9 protein-coding genes are annotated in these 21,370 nt (G+C 48.5%); 5 read left to right on the forward strand and 4 right to left on the reverse strand.

What is annotated here, in order from left to right; all coding sequences use genetic code 11:
• The first annotated feature begins 17 nt into the window (after positions 1-17).
• Genes M3090_RS01680 through M3090_RS01690 form a run of 3 tightly spaced genes read left to right on the forward strand, consistent with a single transcriptional unit; the run spans position 18 to position 2,841 of the window.
• On the forward strand, positions 18-437 hold the full coding sequence (locus tag M3090_RS01680; protein ID WP_249053677.1) for a rhomboid family intramembrane serine protease: 420 nt from the start codon (positions 18-20) through the stop codon (positions 435-437).
• A complete protein-coding gene (locus M3090_RS01685; protein ID WP_249053678.1) occupies positions 406-2,484 on the forward strand; it encodes a terminase in 2,079 nt (692 codons plus the stop codon). The genes M3090_RS01680 and M3090_RS01685 overlap by 32 nt, the downstream gene beginning before the upstream one ends.
• 12 nt (positions 2,485-2,496) lie before the next feature.
• Complete coding sequence (locus M3090_RS01690) at positions 2,497-2,841, forward strand: hypothetical protein (protein WP_249053679.1); 345 nt, start codon at positions 2,497-2,499, stop codon at positions 2,839-2,841.
• A gap of 11 nt (positions 2,842-2,852) precedes the next feature.
• On the opposite strand, the gene M3090_RS01695 is transcribed toward M3090_RS01690, so the two are convergent.
• Positions 2,853-4,802, reverse strand: a complete 1,950-nt coding sequence (locus M3090_RS01695; protein ID WP_249053680.1) for a hypothetical protein — start codon at positions 4,800-4,802, stop codon at positions 2,853-2,855.
• A gap of 146 nt (positions 4,803-4,948) precedes the next feature.
• Between M3090_RS01695 and M3090_RS01700 the strand changes: the two genes are divergently transcribed.
• Together M3090_RS01700 and M3090_RS01705 are read left to right on the forward strand one after the other, a co-directional pair.
• Complete coding sequence (locus tag M3090_RS01700) at positions 4,949-5,203, forward strand: toxin-antitoxin system protein (protein ID WP_249053681.1); 255 nt, start codon at positions 4,949-4,951, stop codon at positions 5,201-5,203.
• A complete protein-coding gene (locus tag M3090_RS01705; RefSeq protein WP_249053682.1) occupies positions 5,200-5,469 on the forward strand; it encodes a type II toxin-antitoxin system YafQ family toxin in 270 nt (89 codons plus the stop codon). The genes M3090_RS01700 and M3090_RS01705 overlap by 4 nt, the downstream gene beginning before the upstream one ends.
• A gap of 47 nt (positions 5,470-5,516) precedes the next feature.
• Here the strand turns inward: M3090_RS01705 and M3090_RS01710 are convergent, their stop codons facing one another.
• Genes M3090_RS01710 through M3090_RS01720 form a run of 3 tightly spaced genes read right to left on the reverse strand, consistent with a single transcriptional unit; the run spans position 5,517 to position 21,297 of the window.
• The gene (locus M3090_RS01710) at positions 5,517-19,487 is read right to left on the reverse strand and encodes an LPD38 domain-containing protein (protein ID WP_249053683.1); all 13,971 of its coding nucleotides are present in this window, start codon (positions 19,485-19,487) and stop codon (positions 5,517-5,519) included.
• Between the two features lie 14 nt (positions 19,488-19,501).
• Positions 19,502-20,749, reverse strand: coding sequence for a hypothetical protein (locus M3090_RS01715; RefSeq protein ID WP_249053684.1), 1,248 nt, complete (start codon positions 20,747-20,749; stop codon positions 19,502-19,504).
• A gap of 2 nt (positions 20,750-20,751) precedes the next feature.
• Positions 20,752-21,297 carry a hypothetical protein gene (locus M3090_RS01720; protein ID WP_249053685.1) on the reverse strand — a complete coding sequence of 182 codons (546 nt, stop codon included), beginning with the start codon at positions 21,295-21,297 and terminating at the stop codon, positions 20,752-20,754.
• Positions 21,298-21,370: the final 73 nt, after the last annotated feature.

Raw genomic sequence — 21,370 nt, forward strand, 5'->3', positions numbered from 1 at the left:
TCTATTTATGGATGCCGATGGAATATATTCCGGATTTCGCGGCATCCTTCAATGCTGCCTGGTACACTCATTTATGCAGCCAGTGGGCACATGCCGGATTGTTCCACCTGATACTCAACCTGTATGTGCTTTGGTTCTTGCAGTTTACATGGAAGGAATTAGGGATAGCTTACCTTATCTCCATACCGGCCACCTTTGCCTCTCTTTCCGGCTCGGTGGGATTCAGTTCGGTCATTTATGCGTTAATGGGCATGAAGCTGTCGCAAATACGAATACCTGTCCGGGAATGGATATTGTTCTTATCCGTAAACGTAGCCACGGCGTTTGTGCCGGCTATTGCTTTTGGCGTACATGCCACAGCGTTTATCATAGGATTCTTTTACAATAAAATCAGAAGACTGTCCGATGAGTATAGAGGAGCTTGTAAGCGAGGATGACCGGAGAACGGCGGAGATACGTGCACCGTTCAATCCCATCACGGGCGAAGGTTCGGTGGGAAATAGGAAGAAGGTACAAATTGAGGACATGTATCCTTATGATATCTTGCTGCCTGTCCCCATACTCCAGAACAAGTTGGTGAAACTCATCCTAAAAGTAGGAAGCATCAGGCAATTCTGTTTGGACCGCTACGGCGAATGTAGCCGTGAGACACGCGAAAAGGTGGTGCGCAAATTCATTCAGGTGCGTTGCAAACATGATTTTCCTTTCTACGCCTATGCCTACAACTTTATCAAGAACAAGGAAGGTGGCCGGATGATTCATTTCAAGCTGAGCTACCCGCAACGCTACCTGCTTTCCATTCTCGAAGATATGCGCCTGGCCGGGATACCTATCCGCATTATCCTGCTAAAAGCCCGCCAATGGGGAGGTTCCACGTTGGTGCAACTCTACATTGCCTGGATACAGTTGTTCCACAAAGAAAGCTGGTATTCGGACATCGTGGCGCAAGACGCCTCCACATCGCGCAAAATCAAGGCCATGTACAGCAAGATGCTGGAAAAACTTCCGCCTTGGCTCATAGACTGTCCGGACAATGCGCAACTGACTTTTACGCCTTACGAGGGATCACAATTGGACAGCATCATCACCTATGGTAAAGGCACAAACATCACCAAGGCCAGAGATACTGTCATCACCATAGGCACTTATAACAATCCGAACTCCGGACGCGGTGGAGACATTTCGTGCGTACACTATTCCGAAGTGGGACTGTGGGAAGACACCGATGGGAAAAAGCCCGAGGACATCATCCGTTCCATATCGTCTTCCTTGCTCATGGCTCCGCTCACCGTGGAGGTCATAGAGTCCACGGCCAACGGCATGGGCAACTTCTTCTATCGGGCCTACCAGGCTGCCAAGCAGGGGAAAAGCAACCGCCGGGCTGTCTTCGTACCGTGGTTCAAGATTGAAAAATATACCCGTCCGGTGGAAGACAAAGCAACCTTCGCACAATGGCTGCTGGACAATAAGGATAACGATAATCCGCCAGACGGGTGCCTTGACTCCGGTAAATACTATTGGCACTTGTGGATATTGGGAGCGACATTCGAAGCCATCAACTGGTACATTCTAAAAAGAAAAGACTACATCGACCATCAGGACATGATGGCCGAGTTTCCCAGCGACGACGTGGAAGCTTTCCGCAACAGTGGCAAGAATGTGTTCAGTGCTTATCACCTGGACAAACTGAAAGAAACGTGCCGCGAACCTCTGTATGTCGGAGAGGTGCAGGGAGATAGTGTACAAGGTAAACTTGCCTTGCGTAACCTGCACTTCGTCCACGACCGGAGTGGACTGCTGAAAGTATGGATGCTTCCGCAAAAGTTGAAGCATAGGATTGCCCGCCGCTACCTGGTCACGGTGGATGTGGGTGGACGAGGCCGGGATGCGGACTGGTCGGACATTCTTGTCATAGACCGCTACTGGATGATGTTCGGCGGAAACCCGGAAGTGGTGGCCGAATGGCACGGACACATCGACCACGACCTGCTGGCCTGGAAGGCGGCGCAGATAGCCGCGTTCTACGACAACGCGAAGTTGGTCATCGAGAGTAACACCATTGAGACGAAGGACAACGACACGGACGGCGACCAGTCGGAACTGATCTTCAACCGTATCGCAGGAGTTTACGACAATCTCTACATCCGCCGGGCTTCGGAAGCTAAGATAGCACAGGGAATCACTACGGAATACGGCTATCACACCAATCGAAAGACAAAGCCGATGATTATCTCCAACCTCGTGGCCTGCGTCCGCGACCAATCCTACATCGAGCGTAATATTGATGCTATCGGTGAATATGCTGTCTACGAAAAGAAAGAAAACCATTGTTCCTTTGGTGCCGCCGACGGTTATCACGACGATATGGTTATGACACGTGCTATCGGTCTGCATATCTGTTTCAACGAGATGGAACTGCCCGCCGTAATCAAACCGAAGCCAAAGCATCAACAGGAAAAAGTAATCACAGAAGCAACCATTTAATCCGATTGAATTATGAAGATAGTAAAAAGAATCCAAGCTTTCTTCCTTCTGATGAAAGCCGACAGAGAACTGAAACAAGCCATCAGACAGGCTGACCGCATGCACCTTCGCACGGGCCACCGCTATTACGTACTTCCCAACACCCGCCACAAATTGCATGTCTATTGCTGGGCGGACATCAAGCGAATGCGCCGTGCCGGGATGTTTTCCAACCGAGCCACACAGAAGGATTTTCTCTTTGAATCCTTCTACCACACGCCCGGACAGTTCGGAGAGGGTGCATTGTCGCCCCAACGACGCAAACAGAAACGCCGCGCCTGGCTAAATTATGTAGCACAAGTGCGGCGTCTTTGGTAATAATAATACTATTATGAAGCTGGAGTAGTAGAAGCTTGCGCAGGCAACGCCCCCTGCTGCGCCAGCATCTGCTGTTGCCGCTCCAGCTCTTGCTTCTGCGTCTGGATGAGTTGGAGCAACTGGTCGCCGAAGGGGAACGCCCCCACCTGGAGCATCTGCTCAATGGTAATCTGCTTGGCGTTGAGCAGTTGCAACAACAGTTCGTTGTTCAACGCACGGTACACCGGCGTATCGTAGCTCTCCGTGATGGCCAGGTCGAAATCAATGCCTCCCATCGTCTGCGGGTCATACCGCACCACCGCCGACCGTCCGGCCACCTTCACCGTCATAGGCTCGTCATAGAATTGCTGGATGTTCTTCAGCTTCTTCTTGGCATCCGCCGTCAGGAAACTGGAATACGTCTCCAGCAGGTCGATGATGGACGTGGAAGCGTTGTTGGCCTGCTGCTGGTAGAGCACGCCACTGGTACCGGACGCTGCCTGTTTCCCCTGCAAAGCCCCGTGCACGCCGCTCACGTCGTCCATCAGTTGCATTTGTAGGGTAATCATGTCCTGCAATCCCTGCACCTTGCTGCTGTTCACCATCTGCTGTGGTGGCTTGGCACCTTCTTTCAACTTCAACTTGATTACCCCGTTGAAACGTGTCCACTCCTCAGCAATATCCTCGATGTTCATATCTTCCGGGATGCTGCTTTCATCCACCACCAACACACCCTTGGCCGAGGCTTTCACGATAAAATCATTAAGAATGATATAATGATTGATATACCTTTGCTGATCGATAATGTCCGCCACGAACGGATGAATCTCGCCGTCTATGAAAGGATAAGCTTTCACCGTATAGGGATGCTCGCCGTGGGCGTATGGTGATTCGCCTTCCTCCAGCACATCCCCGAAAGGAGACAGAAAGCGATAATACCAATAGTTTTCGATGATGTACTCATATTCTATCAGCGGCACCCGGTCTTCCGGCATGTAGAGACGAATGTTCCCGTTCTCGTCCAACAGATAGTTCCCCGCCGCGTCCTTCATGCGGTTCTCCTCCATGCGGGTGGCATTCTCCTGCCGGATGGTTTTCAGGTTGTCGTAAGAATCAATGTAGGCATCGCCCTCCAGCCAGTCGTGGCACCACAAAGCCTTCCGTTGTTCCTGCGTCCATACCTCTATGACGCGGCACAACGTCAGGTCGTAAGGTTGCAGGAAAGATACATAATCATTGGCATTTCGATGGAAGGTGTCGATATAATTTGCCAGCACGTCCCGGTTTCGTGCTTTCTTATAAATGTCATCCAAGCGTTGCAGGTCGGCATCACTCTTGGCAAAGGCCGAAGCCAACTGCCCGAAAGTGATGTCGTGCAGCTCGCCGATGATACTCACGTCGTCCATGCGGATGTCGTTCATCTGTCCGTCCATGAAGAAGAAGTTCGGGTTCACATTGTCCGTCCAGCAGTCCTGACGACCGCCGCGCATAGAATACACCTCTTTCTGCAAGGCCAGCCCTCCGATGAGGAACTCCTCGAACATACGGGCATCCAATTCTTTTTTGTCGTTCAGCTTGTTGTTATACTCCAGGATGGTGCTCATCGTCTCGCCAAGTTTCTGCTCCTCCCTGTCCCGTGCAATGCAGACGGGAGTTTTCTGCTGATTCCGATACACGCCTATCACTATCCTTGCCAAGCGCCGGATAAGGTTGTTCTTCAGCGGGATGTTCCCCTGCATCCGGATGTATTCCTCCTCAGTGATGGTACGTCCGCAATACTCCACCGGGTCGCCCCACTGGTCGCCGTACATATACCGTTTGTTCCGTTCACGTTCCTTGCGGTAATGGTCCATGCAGTCCCAGGCACGGGCGGCACGAAACAGAATGTCCATGTATCGCTTGTTGCTCCGCTGCTTCTTGTCGTATGCCACGGTGTCCGCCTGCGGCAACGGCTGTTTGGGTATCAGTCTTCTTCTTGCCATTTCTTCTGCTTTTTGCTGCAAAAGAAAGGGTTACACGGAAGAAGGCGGCTATATAAAGTGCTTGTACATAAATAACTCTCTTTTTCCTTGCAGTTGTAATACAAATAGCATACCTTTGTATGACAAATCAGAAAGACAATCGTTTTATGGAAACAACAAAAGACCGCAAAATCACCTCGTTCCGCCTGAACACCTCCTTGGTGGAACGTCTCAAACAAGATGCCAAACGTCAGAACCGCAGCCTGAACAACTATGTGGAGACCCTGTTGATGGATGCCACCTATCATCGCAAACCGAACGCTGAAACGATGGCTGCCATTGAGGAGGCACGTCGTGGCGAATATGCAGGTACAGTGGATACAAGCAATCTTGAAGCATTCATTAAATCTATTGAAGGATGAAAACCGTACGATTCAGTTCCCAGTTCAAAAAAGACTTCAAAAGGTTTCGTAACCAACCTCGCAAAGTAGAAAGGTTGCTTCAAGTAGTCCGTATGCTTGAGAACGAGGAACCAATTCCGCAAGAAATGAAACCCCACATGCTCACCGGGAATTATTCCGGCTGCATGGAGTGCCACATCGAAAGCGACTACCTCCTCATCTGGATGGACGAGGCGGAACAGGTCATAAAGCTGCTCCGCCTCGGCAGTCATTCGGAATTGTTCTGAATGCCGTTCTTACTTTAAGCTATCTATCTGCTCCAGCAGCGAGCGTTTCATCTATTCAATTCTTCAATTCCTTCTTTTTTAAGACCTATCACCATATCTTGCATCATTTCATCATTAGGAGTTTCATTCAACCATTCTTCATACGATTTCACCCCTTTTTCTATGGCCTTTAGTTTGACATACTTTTGGCACCTTTCGCTGTTGAACAACTGATTAAGTTCATCCTGATATTTGGCCACCTCCAACATATTCCCGTCTTTTCCGGCTTCCCTAATGGCATTTTCCAGGCTTTTGCGGTCGTACTCAAACTCATTGATAAAGTCTTTTACCTTGTAGAAGGAAGAGTTCACACTACGCAATTGCATATCCTTATTGCCACTGATTACAAAACGGCTGACAAGCGGGACTTGGCTCATGGCTACGGAAGTTTCTTCTCCTTTCAATGTATTCAACATCAAGTCGGCAATAGACAACATCGTATTGCCCCAACCACCCGTATAACCACTTATCATGTTTTGCAGGACTGCCGGGTTCCAATCCGCCCCGCCGGAAGTCTTTATATCGCTTCCTCCCGTCACAAGGTTGCTGACTCTTGACAACTCGATAAGAGTAGGACTCGTACTCCTATACACCATTTTATACTCCGGAATAAATCCCTGGCGGGCATTGAACGGCGTCTTATAAATGGGATTCCCCATAAAGTTGATATTCATCATATTCTGGAGATAGGGCTGCGCAACCGATGGTACAAAATTCAATCCGAAGTGCTTGTTTCCGTATGACCAGTTGATGGAAATCGGGGATGCCACATCTACCAAAGACTTTGCAAAATCCGAATAAGTCAATTCACGTTTGCCCGCCAAAGAACCGCCAATAGCATCTCCCATAGAAAGCCAAGGGGACATATCGGGTGCCATGGGTATTTTCAACCAATACCCGTGAGGAAGTCTAAGACATAGATTTTTAGTGCGTTCCCAATCCGTCAACGCATCGTAATAATCCTCATCGTCATCACCACTGCTCCATCCAACAAGGTCATAGAGAGCAGGCATCACCACATTGTTCAAGAAAGGAAGGACAACAGCCCCAAGCACGAGGTTGTTTGCCACCAAAGTTATAGTTGTTTTTACGGGATGCTCTTTGAAATTAAGGTAAGTTCGCCGTTTCCCCTGCATGTTCGCGTTCCAAAAGATAATATGGCTTCTTCCAAGCTGAGACAGACAAGCTACAAAGTCAATAGGCCTGAATCCTGCGATAAGCCCCTTTCCTTCTGTACTACGGTTTACCTTGGCCGTTTTCATGCCTGCCCCTTTTCGGTTAAAATTCACGGTTATTTCTTTAGCATCCCGTATGCTTCGACTAATAGGTCTACCCATCTCTCGACTTGTCTTATAAGCAGCGAAACGATTAACCAGTTCAGCCGACTGCCCGGCAAACTCTATGCCGTCAAACATAAGTTTCAAAGCCCCTTGTGGGGTAATATAAGAGGGAATTTTCCCGGATAGCTTTTTCATTTGTTTGGCTATTTCACGCGCATATTCATCTTGGTCATTGATGAACGTATATCCGGTAGCTCCTCCGTTTTCCATAAACTCCTTGAAGAATCTTTCTGTCTTATTATTCATGTCAAGCTGGTTGTGACGGTATTTATACAACCTTCTCATCATCTGTGGATAATCGCCAAACCCCAAACGCTGATTCTTGGTGAACTCTTTCCAATAGCGGAAATTCTCACGGATGAAAGCCTGATTGTTGGCATAAATGGTGTCTCTTGATAAATTGGCGACAGCAAACGAAGCGTTCTGTGCCGTAAAAGCCCCCGCCATGAAACGTTGTATCTTTTTGCCGATGACACTGACCGGATCATTGTTGACATCCGGATTCAGCAAACCGTTCATGGCTTGTGCCAACCTCGGGTTTCCGGTTACCGTTATGACATACTTGTCACCGGCAATGAACAAAGGTATATCGTGCTGGTCGCGTTCTTTATACAAAGTACGGTAGGGTATTTTGACTCTTTTTCCAATAGGTTTCACATCACCTTTTTTCTGATACACTTTCATAGCTTCCTCAAAATGGTTCATAACACGGGTGATTTCTTCTGAGGTAGCTTTCTCCGGGAATTGAGGTACTGCCTCTACCCATTCAGGAGTTTCTTCCCCATTGGATATTTCCGGAGATACAAGCAGGGCTGACAATTCTTTATTATTCTTCAGTTCATCATACTTCACCATCCACGCACGTCCCGGAATGGCTAAACCTCCGGTATCATGGTTTACCACCAATGAATACAAAGCCAACTTAGCCATGTTTTTATTACCCACTGACATGGAAGAATAAGCAATGTTTAGTATACTGCCAAAAGGATTCCCGGCTTCACTTGTACGTCCGCCTGCTTTCTTTACAGGATTCCCGCCTGCATAAAATTCATTCCCTATGTAGTTATACACATCACCGGCTATCTCGTCGGCAAAGCCACGGAGCGGTACATAATTTTCAAACCTTTCTTTCTGGCGTTCTACATATTCCTTGCTGACAAGCCCTGATTCATATTGCTTCTTCAAAGCATAATCCGTAGCCAGCTCAATGGATTTCCAAAACTCGTCAATATCTTCTTGGGGATGCGATTTCTCATATTCTTCCACATATTTCAGGGCTGCTGTATTCCAGCCATCCTTATATTTTTCCTTGTCCTTGAATAGAGAAGACAAACCGCTGTAATCTTTAGACAAGTCTGCACCTAATTTCCCGGCTTCTTCATCCAGCATCTGTTGTTTCTTAATCCAAGAAAGATCCTGTTGGCCATTGATGCGTTTCTTGGCCTCAAACCAATCTGCCATTACTTTTTCACGATATTGTTCAGCTAATTGTTCCCTTGCAGACGTCCTGAATTTCTCAGACGCATTATCCTCTGCACGTTCTTTGGCTTTCCGAGCCAACCCTTTCGCCTTCTCATCAGCCTCTTTTTCCTCATAACCTTCATCAACCAACCGTTGTAGATTCTTGTCATACGAGGCGGCATAAGCTTGGTCTCCGGCCTTCTTCTTTGCTTCCTTCAAGTCTGATTTATATTTCTCCCGGTCAAAATCCAATCCGGCATCTTCAAAGAATTTCAAACTCTCGTTATTAAAGCCTTTAACATACGCTTCCACCGCCATCTGCCTGTTTCGTTCAATGCCATGCTTTGCTTCCACATACACTGCCAAGTCACGCAGAGGACCTTTATCCCAATTCCAGCGTTTCAGCACAGGCTTTTCGCCTACCAACTTAAGTATGGCCTTGTTCATGGGAGTGAGGATAAATGAATCAAACATCTCCATTTCGTTCTTTGTCTTCGATGACAAAGCAATCATCTGGTCATATACATTCTCGAAAGACTTTATTTCTTTGCCTGAATGTTTCTCAACCAATTTCTGAAACTCCTCAACTGCGGCAAGGTGATCAAAACTTGCCTCACTGAATTGGAACCCGAAGCTGTTTATCATCTTATCCCATGCCTGAACTGTCGGCGTTGATATGGGGGAAGAACTTTCAGCATCCATGTTATCAGTGACGTTCTGCCCTTGATCTTCTTCCGTATTTTCGCGGAAAAGTAGATTATCTTCGTCGTTTGTTTGCAGGATTGAGAGCAAAATCTTATCTTTGTAATTAGAAAACATTTCGGTAGTAGGCTTCGTGCCGGGCGTTGTGCCAAAACCGTTATCATAAGCTGCTTGGCTATTAATTAAGTCAAGCAGCTTTCCTTTTTCTATATGCGTTAACTTGTGGTCATAGTAACGATTGCCATTCTTATCTACCGCTACAGTAGAACGTACAGTATAATCCACATTACCAATCTTCAGCCCACAAACATAATATTGGTATTCCTTGACATCTGGATTTTTGTCTGTATCCATATTTTCACGGGAATCAATATAGATACTATTTTCTATAATCTGTGGTATGGCTGCTATGCTTTGAAGATGTTCCACATCCTTATAGTCGTGTTGCAACACTTCGTTTATTCCACCATTTCTGCGACCACGTTGTAGCTGTATGGTAATTCCAGTGTCTTTATTCGTATAACTACCTTGCAAATTCTTCCCATACTCCAGTGCATTCTTCTTATACTGTTTCAGGTCATCGCTCGGCTCTATTTCATTACCCGTAATCTCCACCGGCTTGCTTTCCCTCAGTTTGCGGATGCGCTCAGCCTTGACATTTCCTTTACTTTCGGCCACCTGTCCGATGCTTGCATCATTCTCGGCATAATTGCCCACCTTCAGTTCATTCTGCTTCACCACGTCGGCGGCTTCGCCCAGGATGCTGCGGTAACGCCCCGGTTCTGCCAGGTTCTCATAACTACGCCACAAGATATAGCGCAGCTCGTTGTCCGACAGCGTGACCCCATTGAAGTCGTTGAATCCAATCTTATGAAGCATTTGTAGGAAGAGTTCCTTGATTTTCTGCCACCAGCTTGCGTTGAGATCCTCGAAGTTCGTATTCTCCGCCAACGAAGCAAGATATTCTTCCGTGGCAAGCCTGGGGTTCCAACCATTCTTCTTCGCCAGTTCCACAATCTTTCTGCGTACCTCCACGTCGGCATTATTAAACACATTATCCAAAAAGGTGTCGAAGTGCTCGCCGAACAACCGACGCAGTCCGTAGTGTGCCACGGCTTCATGAAGTAACGTCTGTTCGGCATCAAAAGTATTCACATTGTTTGGAACGACGACAGTTATTTTCCCAGTACGGGGATTGTAGAAGCCTTTCGGATGATGTGTTTTGCCTTGCCTATCTGTAATGGTCATTGGCTCGGTCACTATCTCCACATTATCCAGATGCAGCTTCTCGGCCAACTCCTGCACCCGTTTGGCCATGTTGCGGCGTTCGCGTTCGGAAAAGGCTTGGCGTTGGTGGGCTGTACGGGTGGATTTACCCAGCATTTTGGCAATTGGATCGTTGGCTGTGCTTAAAGCATCGTCAGACAAATTCACACTACCATTGCGAGTTATTTCACTGTCAATGATTGGATTCTCGAAATTTTCCACTATCTTTGTGGCATCAGAAAGTTCGGAGTTTGCTGCTGTTGCCGCGATTAGTGCGGATTGATGGGACAGAAACTCTTGCACTTTCTCCTCTCGATTATCTGAGGTTACCGCTTTGAGGGCGGAGTGATGCAGATAGTCGAGAGTTTTTTGTTTATCAATGTAGGTTGCATAGCCTTTGTTTATCCAAGTTATTATATTGTTATCACCTTTACCAAATACAGATGTTACGATATTAAAATCTACATCTGCATCCTTCCCCAAATCAATTGTGACCAAGAAATTTCCATTGGCGGTTTCTAATTCTGTCAATATTGAGCGATTGCCATCCTTTTGGTAATTGTTGAACACAGCTATCGGTTCGGCCACAGCTTCCGGTAGGTTACGAAGTTCATCCAACTTGAATCCATGCTTCTTCATTTTCTTGATGACCTTGTTACCGTACAGCTTCATCGGTTTATCTTCCACTCCGGCAGCAAGAAGTACAGGCGAAGGATTGCCCAAGTCAAGTGTCACCTTGTCCGCGTTATCCTCTGTCAGATTGGATAATTCCTCATTGAACTGCTCGTTTACCAAACTAATATCTTCCGCAGAAGGCGCATAAGAAGCAGATTCACCCAACGCGCTGTTGATGAACAACTGGTCTCTTCGGGCTACATCCTCTGTTTCCGATGCCAACATATTGCGACGTTGTTCGAGTGACAGTCCTAAACGACGTGCGACATTGCGGGCTTCTGTTTCGCCGGCGTTGTGTATGTAAATGAATTCCGCTGATTGTTTGGTCGGATATCCTGAATTAAACAGAGTTCCATTGCTATGCGCTTTTTCATAGGCTCTTTCATAAGCTAACTTAAGATTCTTCGCCGTGTAACTGACCGCAAGATTTTCTATGGGGCCATATTCTTCATACATGCCATTTCGACCTTGCAATCGTCCCATTGCAGCTCTGACAGCCCAACGCATATATTTATATTCTCCTTTCCTTATCAGCTTCTCAGCTCTCTTGCGTATAAAGGCAGCAGTATTCAAGGTGGCCACATCTGCAGTTGATAAATCAGATTGCAAAGCTACATACCTATCTATGACACCTTCCGGACTATCTCCTTTTTCAAAACCTTCTTCCGCTTGGATCGCATGTTGTATTTCATGAGCAATCGTTTGCTCATAATGCCAAGGACTATTATGTGCCGTATTGATAACAATCTCATTTTTCCGTTTGTCAAACCAACCACCACCGTATTCATCCGGCTGATGCTCCAATCGAAATTTCAATCCTTTCAGTTTGGGATAAGCCTTGAACAATTCATCATCTTTGATGATGTCACTCAGATTGTAAATCTTGCCCTCCTCAAAATCTTCTGGCGGAGTATATTCAAAGTCCGGTGTCTCATACCGCCATTTGCGGTCTGCTCCACGCTCCCAACCTGTAGCCAATTTGATAGCCCACTCATTCTTCCCTTCTTCTTCCATTTGTCGAGCAACAGAAAGATTGTCCAAACGAGTTGTTGCTTCTTCTGCTTTATCAAGCCGTGCCGCCCCTTGTTCGCCAATGAAACGGAAACGCAGGTTCATCTCATCCGTGGCTTCTTCCACGATTTGCCTGCGCTGCGCTTCATTGCCTTTCTCGTAGGTTCTCACGGGGATGCCACGCTGTTCCAACTTTTGCACAAGCTCCTTGTCCATATCAGAAGGCACTACGGCAAGGCGCACTTCATCGAATCCCACTGCACGATAGGGCTTGGCTTCAAAATAGCGTGCGCTCATCCGCTGGATGTCCTTTACAATGTCCGCTATCTCATTGGCAGTCTCCATCGTTACCTTCGGATAAAACCCTTTCAGGTATTTGTGTATGCCTTTAGCCGTATGGGAACGGGCAACAGCATCCTGTATGTTTCCTGCCATGTCCATCGCATCGGAAAAACCATCGCCGACACCCGGTATCTTTATATTCGAAAGTCGGTCGGTAATATTATCCCGCTGGGCTTTGTACTCCTCATCGTTCAGGGTACGGATACGCTCTCTCGCCTCCTTACGGATTTCGTCAATGGATTTGTACTCTTCTTGTGCGGCGCCAAAGATGCTTCCGTTAAACAATCCCTGACCGCCACGTGCAGCTTGCCTCTGCATAGCATTGACAACAGAATCAAGAGTTATGTCATCATACAATTGCTCCCACTTACGACTACTGCCCGATGGAGTGAACATGTCTTTATCATTCCGGATTCCCTTCTTCTCCACCACGCCAGAGAACAAGTTTTCCAGCCATGCTTCGAATTTCTCCGGGTCTATCCTTTCGTCAATTTTCTTCTTCGTTGCCTCAATGTCCGTCTCTGTCTTCCTGTTCCCATGCTCGGCATAGTCGACGGCATGATGTATCGTATTGCTGATACGAGCCTTGGCTCGAAATGGCTTCATGCCATCCAAATCAATGTTATAATGCTCTTCTATGAGTCGCTTCACTTCATTCTCCAGCGCATCACTTCTTTCATTCTTAATCCGCTCAATGCCGATTTCTTTCAGCATCTTTTCATAAAGAGCTATTTGGTCAGGCAAGTACTTGTCAACCTCGTGCTGCTCATACTTTTCCACCGCACTGCCGGTTTCTGAAAGATACAGTTGTTTCGCGCCATAGTCATCCTTGAAGTGGTTCACAAGGCCTTCCGAACCAACGCTGCTTATGTAACTTTCGTAATTGTCAGGATGAAAAATCACCGGATTAAACAACGGCAGACTTCCCGTCTTGTTTGCCCGGCGATAGATGTCGCTCGTCTTGGCATCGTTCAGCTTATAGCCCACAGTTGGGAACGTGGGTGTCCATGCGTCTTCCCCATAGACTTTGTTCCGTCTGTCAGTAGGGTTGATGCTTTCCTTGTCAAAGACGAGGGATATTTCCCCAAATTCCGTATGCCCCACGTCAGCCTTGGTGATGGCAATGCTCGGCATCGGGAAACCACCAAGGTCAAATGCCTGCTTCAGCTTATCAGCAGAAAGATTATGCACAGCCACAAGTTCTTTCCTCTCCTCCACATCAACTTCGCGGAAACGTAGTTCATCGCCATTTTCAGACTGACGTCTGGCAAGTTCCTGCTGTGCCTCATAATCCAGCCCGTTGTTAGAAAATGCTGTCGTAAAATGTTTCAAAGTAGATTCAGAAGTATTGGGATTATGTACGATGGCGCGAAGCACATTGAATGACGTATCTGCCGACATGATATCCAATACACGCGGGTCAGTCGTGCTTCCGGCAAACTCTGTACGCGCCCGCTCCGACTGCATGGCTTTGGCGGGCAGGCCTACTTTCTTCAGCACATCCTTGCAGGTTTCTGCAATGAAGTGTTGTGTCTTATCGCTCGGGCTTCCTTTTTCCATAGCCCTTTCCAAATCTTTACTTCGCAGATAAGTAGAATACACGCTCCTCATGTCAGTTGCACCGTTCACAAATTCGCGCATCTCTTGTTCCACGGAAGCTATTAAGGCTGTATCCCCGCTCTCATATGCTTTCATCAACCTTCCTGGCAAAGCATTAGGTTGATGCGTTTTTATTGCTTCACTCTGTACTCCTTCTACCTTCACACTCTTATACTCCGAGAACGGTTTGGTCTTTCGATGACTGCTTTCCACCCATTTTTTAAACTCATCCTTGCTGACTTCACTGATGGTTCCGAGACCTTTCCAACCCGGCGAATAATTAGCCAGATAAGCACGCTTGGCGGCCAAGGCGGACTTGAATCCGTACATCACCTTATGTTCATCAAATGAGCCATCGGCATTTACCTGGTCAATAACATACACCTTACCCGTAGTCGGGTCGTCGGACAGGAACACGTCGATATGGTCACCGTCCACGCCTTCCGTGCCACGGATATAGCCGTAGTCGTTGTTCATCGTCACGCTCCAAGACTGGCCATTGGCATCCACGCCGCTGCGGGTGCTGCCTTTCGGGTTCTCGATGGTGATGTCATAGCCGTCCAGCGTGATATGGCCTTTTCTGTAGTTTCCAGCTTCTTTCTGAGCATCGGTAGGATTAGCCGACACTCCTTTGCGGGCATCGTCTATTTCCTTGGTTTTGACCACACGCTCGGCATAGTCCAGAAGGCTTTCATCTTCTTGGCGTTCGGGAGCAACAAAAGCATTACGAGTTGGAGGAATAACGAGCATCTTCCCCGGTTTCCTGCTATCGTATGGTAGCACATCTATGAAATGAAGATTTCCATCTGCATCCACCAATACATTGTTAGGCTTTGTGTCGGCAATGTCAAACGTGCCGTCCGTCCAGTTTCCGGACATATCCGTATAGAAGTCCATACCTTCAAGGAAATTGTCTATCTCCTCTTGCGTAGCTTCACGGGCATTGCCGATGTAGGGTTGTGACAGGACAACAGCAATCTTCCCTTCACTATTCCGGGTAAAGCCCAAAACAGTAATGGAATCATTGGGGAACAGCTCGTTGTGAGCGTCCACCCGGTTCATAAAGCTATCGAAATTTGTAGAATTGTCCGGTAGATATGAGAAATCGTTTACCTTGATGGCAAACCTCCCGTCCCTGGACAGATAGGTTTCATTTTCTCCGCCCTTGCCTATAGGCGAAGAAGTAATAGACGTTATGTCATCTATCCATTGATTACTTCCGGATGCTCTTTCAGCCAGTTCTCCAAGAAGGGATTCTTTCGACTGGCTGCCTTGTCCATCCTGCGTTGTTGAGCTATGGCCTGTTGTACGGAGAATGGCTGCTGCCTCATTTTCTCCATCGATGCTGCTACTTTCTCCTGATATGCCTGCCACTTCTCCTTGTTCATTTTCTGTATTATTTTGATTACTCTGCGAAGATACGACATTTATTTCGTTATTCTCATCATTTATCTGATTTTCTATTCCTTCGCCTCCGGATGTGCCTTCAGATACAGCTCCTTCCTCAGCACGCACTCCATCATCAGCCGTGCCGGATTGGCTTTCAGTTCCTTCAGCTCGTCCTTGTACTTGCCCCGGAAGAACAGGTTGTGCTTCAGGCAGAACTGATACGCCTGCTTCCCTTCCTTCAGCCGCTCCTGCTGGCTCATCGCGTTCAGACGGTCCACTATCCGGGCTGCTTCCATTTTCGCTTGTTCCTTGTTGTCCATTGTCTTGTTGATTTAAATAGGTTTGAATTTCTTCTTCGGCTTCCGCAAAGATACGGTCTAATTCCGCAACAGGCACACCTTCATACGGATTATTTGCAGCCACATATTCCTGATAGGCCTCGTATTCCTCCGGCGTCATGTGCATTTCGCGGTCGCACCAATCGGCATAGGCATCATACTCGGCCTGCCGTTCGCGTTCGGCCATTGCTTCGCGGTTTCGTCGGATATAGTTCGTCAGGTCGCCTCGGGTGCGCACTTCGGAAAGCACGTCGAGAATGGCATTGCGCCCGGCGTTCGGGTCGGATTGGTCGAAGAAGTTGGTGCCGGCTTCCTGGTCGGCAAGCATCAGTTGTTCCCCAGCACGCTCTATCGTCATGCCACCATTGGCCTCGCTGGCAAAGAGGCCGAACAACGCACGGGCTTCATCCCCCTTATACCCTGTCTCGCGTTTGAAATCGGACTGCAAAAGGGGCAGTTTGCCTGTTGCCAGCATCTGTGCCGCAAGCTCGTAGCCATTCATAGGTTCGCCCATCGAAAGGATTTCTTCCGCTGTGGTATCACCCACTTGTGTCCGTTGCGCGGCAATGGCATCGGCCACTTGGTCCCAGTAGTCCACCTGTGCCTGCGCATCATCCACTCGTGCCTGCCATTCCTGCTTAGCCTTCTTGTATTGAGCAATGTTTGTACCCATCTTGGGGGCTTTTCCCTCTATGTTCCTCAGCAACTTGGCCGATGCAGCCTTGTTGGCCTGGACAAACGCATCCACTTCGTCCGGCTCCAGTCCTTCACTATTGATGGAGGAGACAGTACGATCCACAGGGGCGCGGTGATAAAGCAGGTTTCCTTTCTCGTCGGTAGGGATTACGGTTTCACTCGCTCCCGGCGAGGTTTCGCCTTGCAGGCTCGAAGGCGCGGTCTCCGAGCCGGATTGGCCGTTACTTTGAGCCTGATTGGTAGATGATACAGGTTGTTGTTCCTGCCGTGATGCCGCCTCCTCTGCATCAATCTGCGCCTGCATGGCGTTGTAGTATTGTTCATCTGTGATTTCAACGACTTCCTCCTTTGGTTTGCCTTTTTCGTCCACGGTGGTGCGAGTGGCCAGCCAGCCGCCATTGGGATTATCAGGATTCTGCTGGATTATCTTGTACTGTGCCGCTCCATCGGTGAAGGTGGTTCCGATGGACGGAGGAACGATGTCCGTACTATACGTGCTCTCCCGCTGTGCCTGTGCCGCAGCATCCTCACGGATAGCCTGTGCTGTCTCGTCGATGACTTCTTGTGTAGGCATGGACTTTACCGTAGTTGCGTCCCATTCGCCTGGTCTTAGCAACCTCGTATTCTCTGGTGTGAACTCTGCCCCTTCAGGTATCCAATAGGGGAATCTTTCTTTCTCCGGGTCTTGCCATCCGACGATATAGCCGGGTTCTTTCACCCATTCGCCCACATCGTTCATATAGATGCGTTCAGCCTCCGTGTACGTATTGGTACTTGGGTCAGAATGTCCGGCAATGTCCTCCGTCTCCGTATCTATCCGGTCTTGCGTTTCCGCTTCTTGAATCTCATCCATGGCATTCTGCTTGGCGATAGCAAACGCATAATCTATTTCATCGCGTTTCTGTTCTTGTGTTAGTTCCGGGTCGGCCATCGTAATCTTAATGAAATTCTTGATGTCCTCGTTGCCGTTTATCTTTGACATTCGTTGCAACTCCTCGAACTTCTTACGCTGCTCATCGGTCATTTTTCCGAAGATCCGCTCCATATGTTTACGGTTCTGATAGCGTTCTGTAGCCATGCTTCCGACACCTATCATACCAAATGCCAAGAAGGTAGGTGTTAAACCGAGTATGATGTCGAGATTGTTATCAAAGTCGGTGGCTTCTTCCAGCGTCATATCGCCCAACGGGATATTGGAAAAATTGTTGTACACTTCTTCCAGATATTCCTGTGGAAACCCTTGGAACTGTGTGCGCTGCACTAGTTCGCGAAGTGTGGGATTGTTCTTCACTTCCCTGTACAATTGGCCGGGGCGTGATTCCTTGACCATCTGCATGAAGCTGTTCACCCCGCCTGGTAGTGCTTTCTCCAACTGACGCAGGTAAGGGCGGAACACTCGGAAGGCGTTCAGCACCATTTCCGACTGGTTTTCCAAAGCGGTAGAGGCGATTGATTTTCCCATGGCTTCCAGCGTCCCCACATTACCCGTCTTCTGCACTTGCAAATCTCCGTTCCCATCGAGGTAGTAATCGTAGTTCTGATTCAGTCGCTCCATGGTTCCCGATACCACGCGGGGTACTCCGGTTGTTCCAGTCATGCCAAGTGCTGCTCCGGTGCTTCCGGCCACGCGGGCTCCAAAGCTCCCAGCACGACCAAAACGACGGAGGCCGAACTTTAGCAGGCTCTTGGCAATGGCATTGCTGCTGCCCGAGATAGGATTAGCGATGAACTCCAGCATGAAAGGCAGACTCTCGGCTGTGACACGCCCGGCATTATAGCCACGCCCCAAGTCGGAGGAATAAAAACCTTGTATGGCCATGTTGACGGCGGATGCCTCCAGCAGTTTTTGCTCGGCTTCACTCAACGTATTGCCAGCCTCATATTTTTCGAGGGCGTTGTTCAAATATAGTGCATCGGCCATATCCGCCAGTCCGAAAGTGAAGTTTTCCCAATCCATGTTATCGCGCAGTCCGCGTCCCAATCCGGCCACGAAGTTAGTACCTCCTTTCTTCCCGGCTTCAGCCACGATTTCTTGCGACTGCTCTATCAACCGTTTAGCGGCATTAAGCATACCGGCTTGACGGCGTTCTTCTTCGGATGATTGGGTATAATTTCGGCTTCCCATCAACGCATTCATGGCGTTTCCGCTGCTTGGAGCACGACGTTGTAAGTTCTTATGCGCTTGTTTGGACAATTCGTCAACTTCTCCGGCCAATGCTTTCAGTTGATCAGTCGAACGTTGTTTTTGAAGTTGAGTAAACTCTTCCTGTATACGCCCTCTATAGCGGCTTGCCATTTCTTGAAAAATCGCGTTCTCGTATGGTCGTAACTCTACATTGATGGCATCTCCATACTGTTGATAGAACTTCTCATTTATTTCTTCTGCTGATGCGCCACGTCGCAGCAAGTCTTGATATTCAGGAGATTGAGTGAATATCTGGAGATATTTTGCTTCTACTTCCCCACGTTTTTCAGCCAGTTCACTGTCCAACTTGCCACCACGAATAGATAAAACAAAGCGATTACGGTAGTTTTCCAGTACATCGGATTCGTTTTCTACTTTCTTGGGATGATAAAGCTCATCAATACGACGTTCTTCCTCTTGTTCGAATGTATTCTTCTTTCTCCCGATTGGTTCCGCAATTGATGGACGATAACCATAATCTTCACTGCGCATTGCTTGTTCTTTACGCATTCGGTTAGCTACACGCAAAGCATTTTCGTATATGGGAGTTTGAAAGGTGTCCCTATCGTTTACTGATTCTGGTTTATCCTGACTGTTCTTCTTGACCAGTTCATTAAGTGATGGCTTATTTCTTTCCATCAGTTCGTATAATCTACCAACGGCATCGTAACCAGGTATCTTTGGAGAACCGGCAGGGTTGTCGAGAACTACCGGCGGGGTAGTCCTCAAGGACCGATTGGAACGGTCGTACTCGTCAATCACCTGCTGCGCTACTGACGTTGCAGGCGCAGACATCCCTTTGGTGAAATCCTCGTAACTGTCCAGATAGCCGGTCTGGTTCTTCAGCACATCATATACCCGCCTGCGGTTATCTTCGCTGGCATCGAACGCCTTGTTAAAGTCTTCGTAACTGTCCAGGTAACCAGTCTGTTCTTTCAGGACATCATAAACTCTTTTGCGATTATCTTCATTCATAAATGTACATCAGATTAATTGTTTAACGACCAACCGTTTTTTGACGACGCGGAAGAGCTTCCTCCACTGGGAGCGGACAACGACCAGGGGCTTCCAAACACCTGCCCCCTAAGTCCTTTCGTATCATACCCCCATCCGTTAAGCGGCCTTTCACCGGCTTTCCCGGAACGTATGAAACCGCGTGCCGCCAGTTCGTCCGCCGGAACCCGTCCGCTTTGCAGGATATAGGCCGCAGCGGCATCCCAATCCGTTTCTTCTTTCCCCGTTAGCTTGTCCCCTGTTTGGAACTGCGCCAATTCGTCGTCTTTCAAATACCTTTTCACGAACTGTATCGTCTCGTTGGCGGACAGCTTGGTATTGCGTGTATAGACATATCCGTCAGAGCCTATTCCACTATCCAATACCTTGCCTTGCGCTTGCGAAGCATTGGCCTCCATCGCCCGGTTGTGCCGTTCGGTTTCCTTTCGGTTGGCATCGTCCTTATCCTTGTCCACCTTCAACTTTATGCCGAACTTGGCCATATCCAAATCACGCTCCTTCTGCTTCTCTGCCGCATCAGCAGCAGCCTTTTCCCGTGCCAGACGAATGTTGTACGCATTGCGGATGTCGTTACCTTTGGCTTCTGCAAGGATGGCATCCTGCCGGGCCTGCAAAGCATCCCGCTTTTCCTTGATGCGCCGCATCCGTTCATTTTCCGCAAATGCACCCGCATTCAAATCAGCAGGAACCGCACCTTTGGCCGTGTAATAGAGCTGCGCCGCATTGCCGATCAGGTTGCCCAAATTGGCAAACACCTGGCCAAGATGCTCACGACGTTCACGTTTCCGGCGTTCATCCGGTGTCTCTTCGCTGGCAAAATAGTTCTGAAGATTAGCATACGTGTTTAGCGGATTCAATCGTGCCTGCTCACTCCAATACTCCTTATCCGAGGCGTTCATATCATCCTGCGCCCTGCGGAACTGCTCTTCATCCATGTTCTGCAACGCACCCTGTCGATATTCCCTATTACTGGTCATCGTCGGCGTAATCCCTGAATTGGCATAAGCAATCTTTTCGGGTGCCGTATCAACGCGGCTTCCGGCGACTTGTACAGGTGTCTGTGCTTGGTTGGGCATAGGCCCGTACGCAGGACTAACCATTTGTCTGGAAGGGACATCAGGCGTAACTTTGGGGGAACTATCCGGAAGCGGAGACGGAACTTGCGCCTGCTGTGTCTGACGCCTTGCCCTGCGCTCGTTGATGCTGTCAATTCTCGTTGTCATACTTATACCCCCAATTTCTTTCCAATGCGTGTTCCGCTCAGAATCTTATCACTAATACCTCCACCAAGTGCTTGACCGGCCGATGCCAATCCTCCCGCAGCCGTTGCTACATTCTGTGCCCGCTGGTCATTGATACCCATCCGAGCTTGGTCAATGGCAGCCATCTGGTTTTCATAATCGGAGCGCACCTGTTCCTTGTACGCATCTGCACGCTCGGCAATGTTGCTCGTCACGTCAGCAATCACTTGGTTGTTGGCCGCCTTCTGTTGAGCTACGCTCTCATCCGTCGCTCCCGTCACCGCCGCTGAACCAGCCGAACGCTTATACCTTTCATCCAATATTTGCCGAGCCTGGTTCAGAGCCGCCTGCGCATCGCTACGTTGCGTGAAGTCACTGTAATACTCCTGGTCATACCAATTCTGCGCCCTCTTTTCGGCATTGTCCAAGATACGCGCATTTCTCCGCGCAGCACGCCGCCCCGCAATACCGCTGCCTATACCTCCCACAGCAGAAGCTACTCCGCCTATTATTCCGCCTAAAAGTCCCATATTTTTACCTTTTTATCGTTATGGGACAAAAATAGACCGATACCTTTGCAGGGTAAGTATATAAACTGTCAAT

Origin of the sequence: Bacteroides sp. ET71 (assembly GCF_023336905.1) — a bacterium.
Lineage (GTDB): Bacteria > Bacteroidota > Bacteroidia > Bacteroidales > Bacteroidaceae > Bacteroides.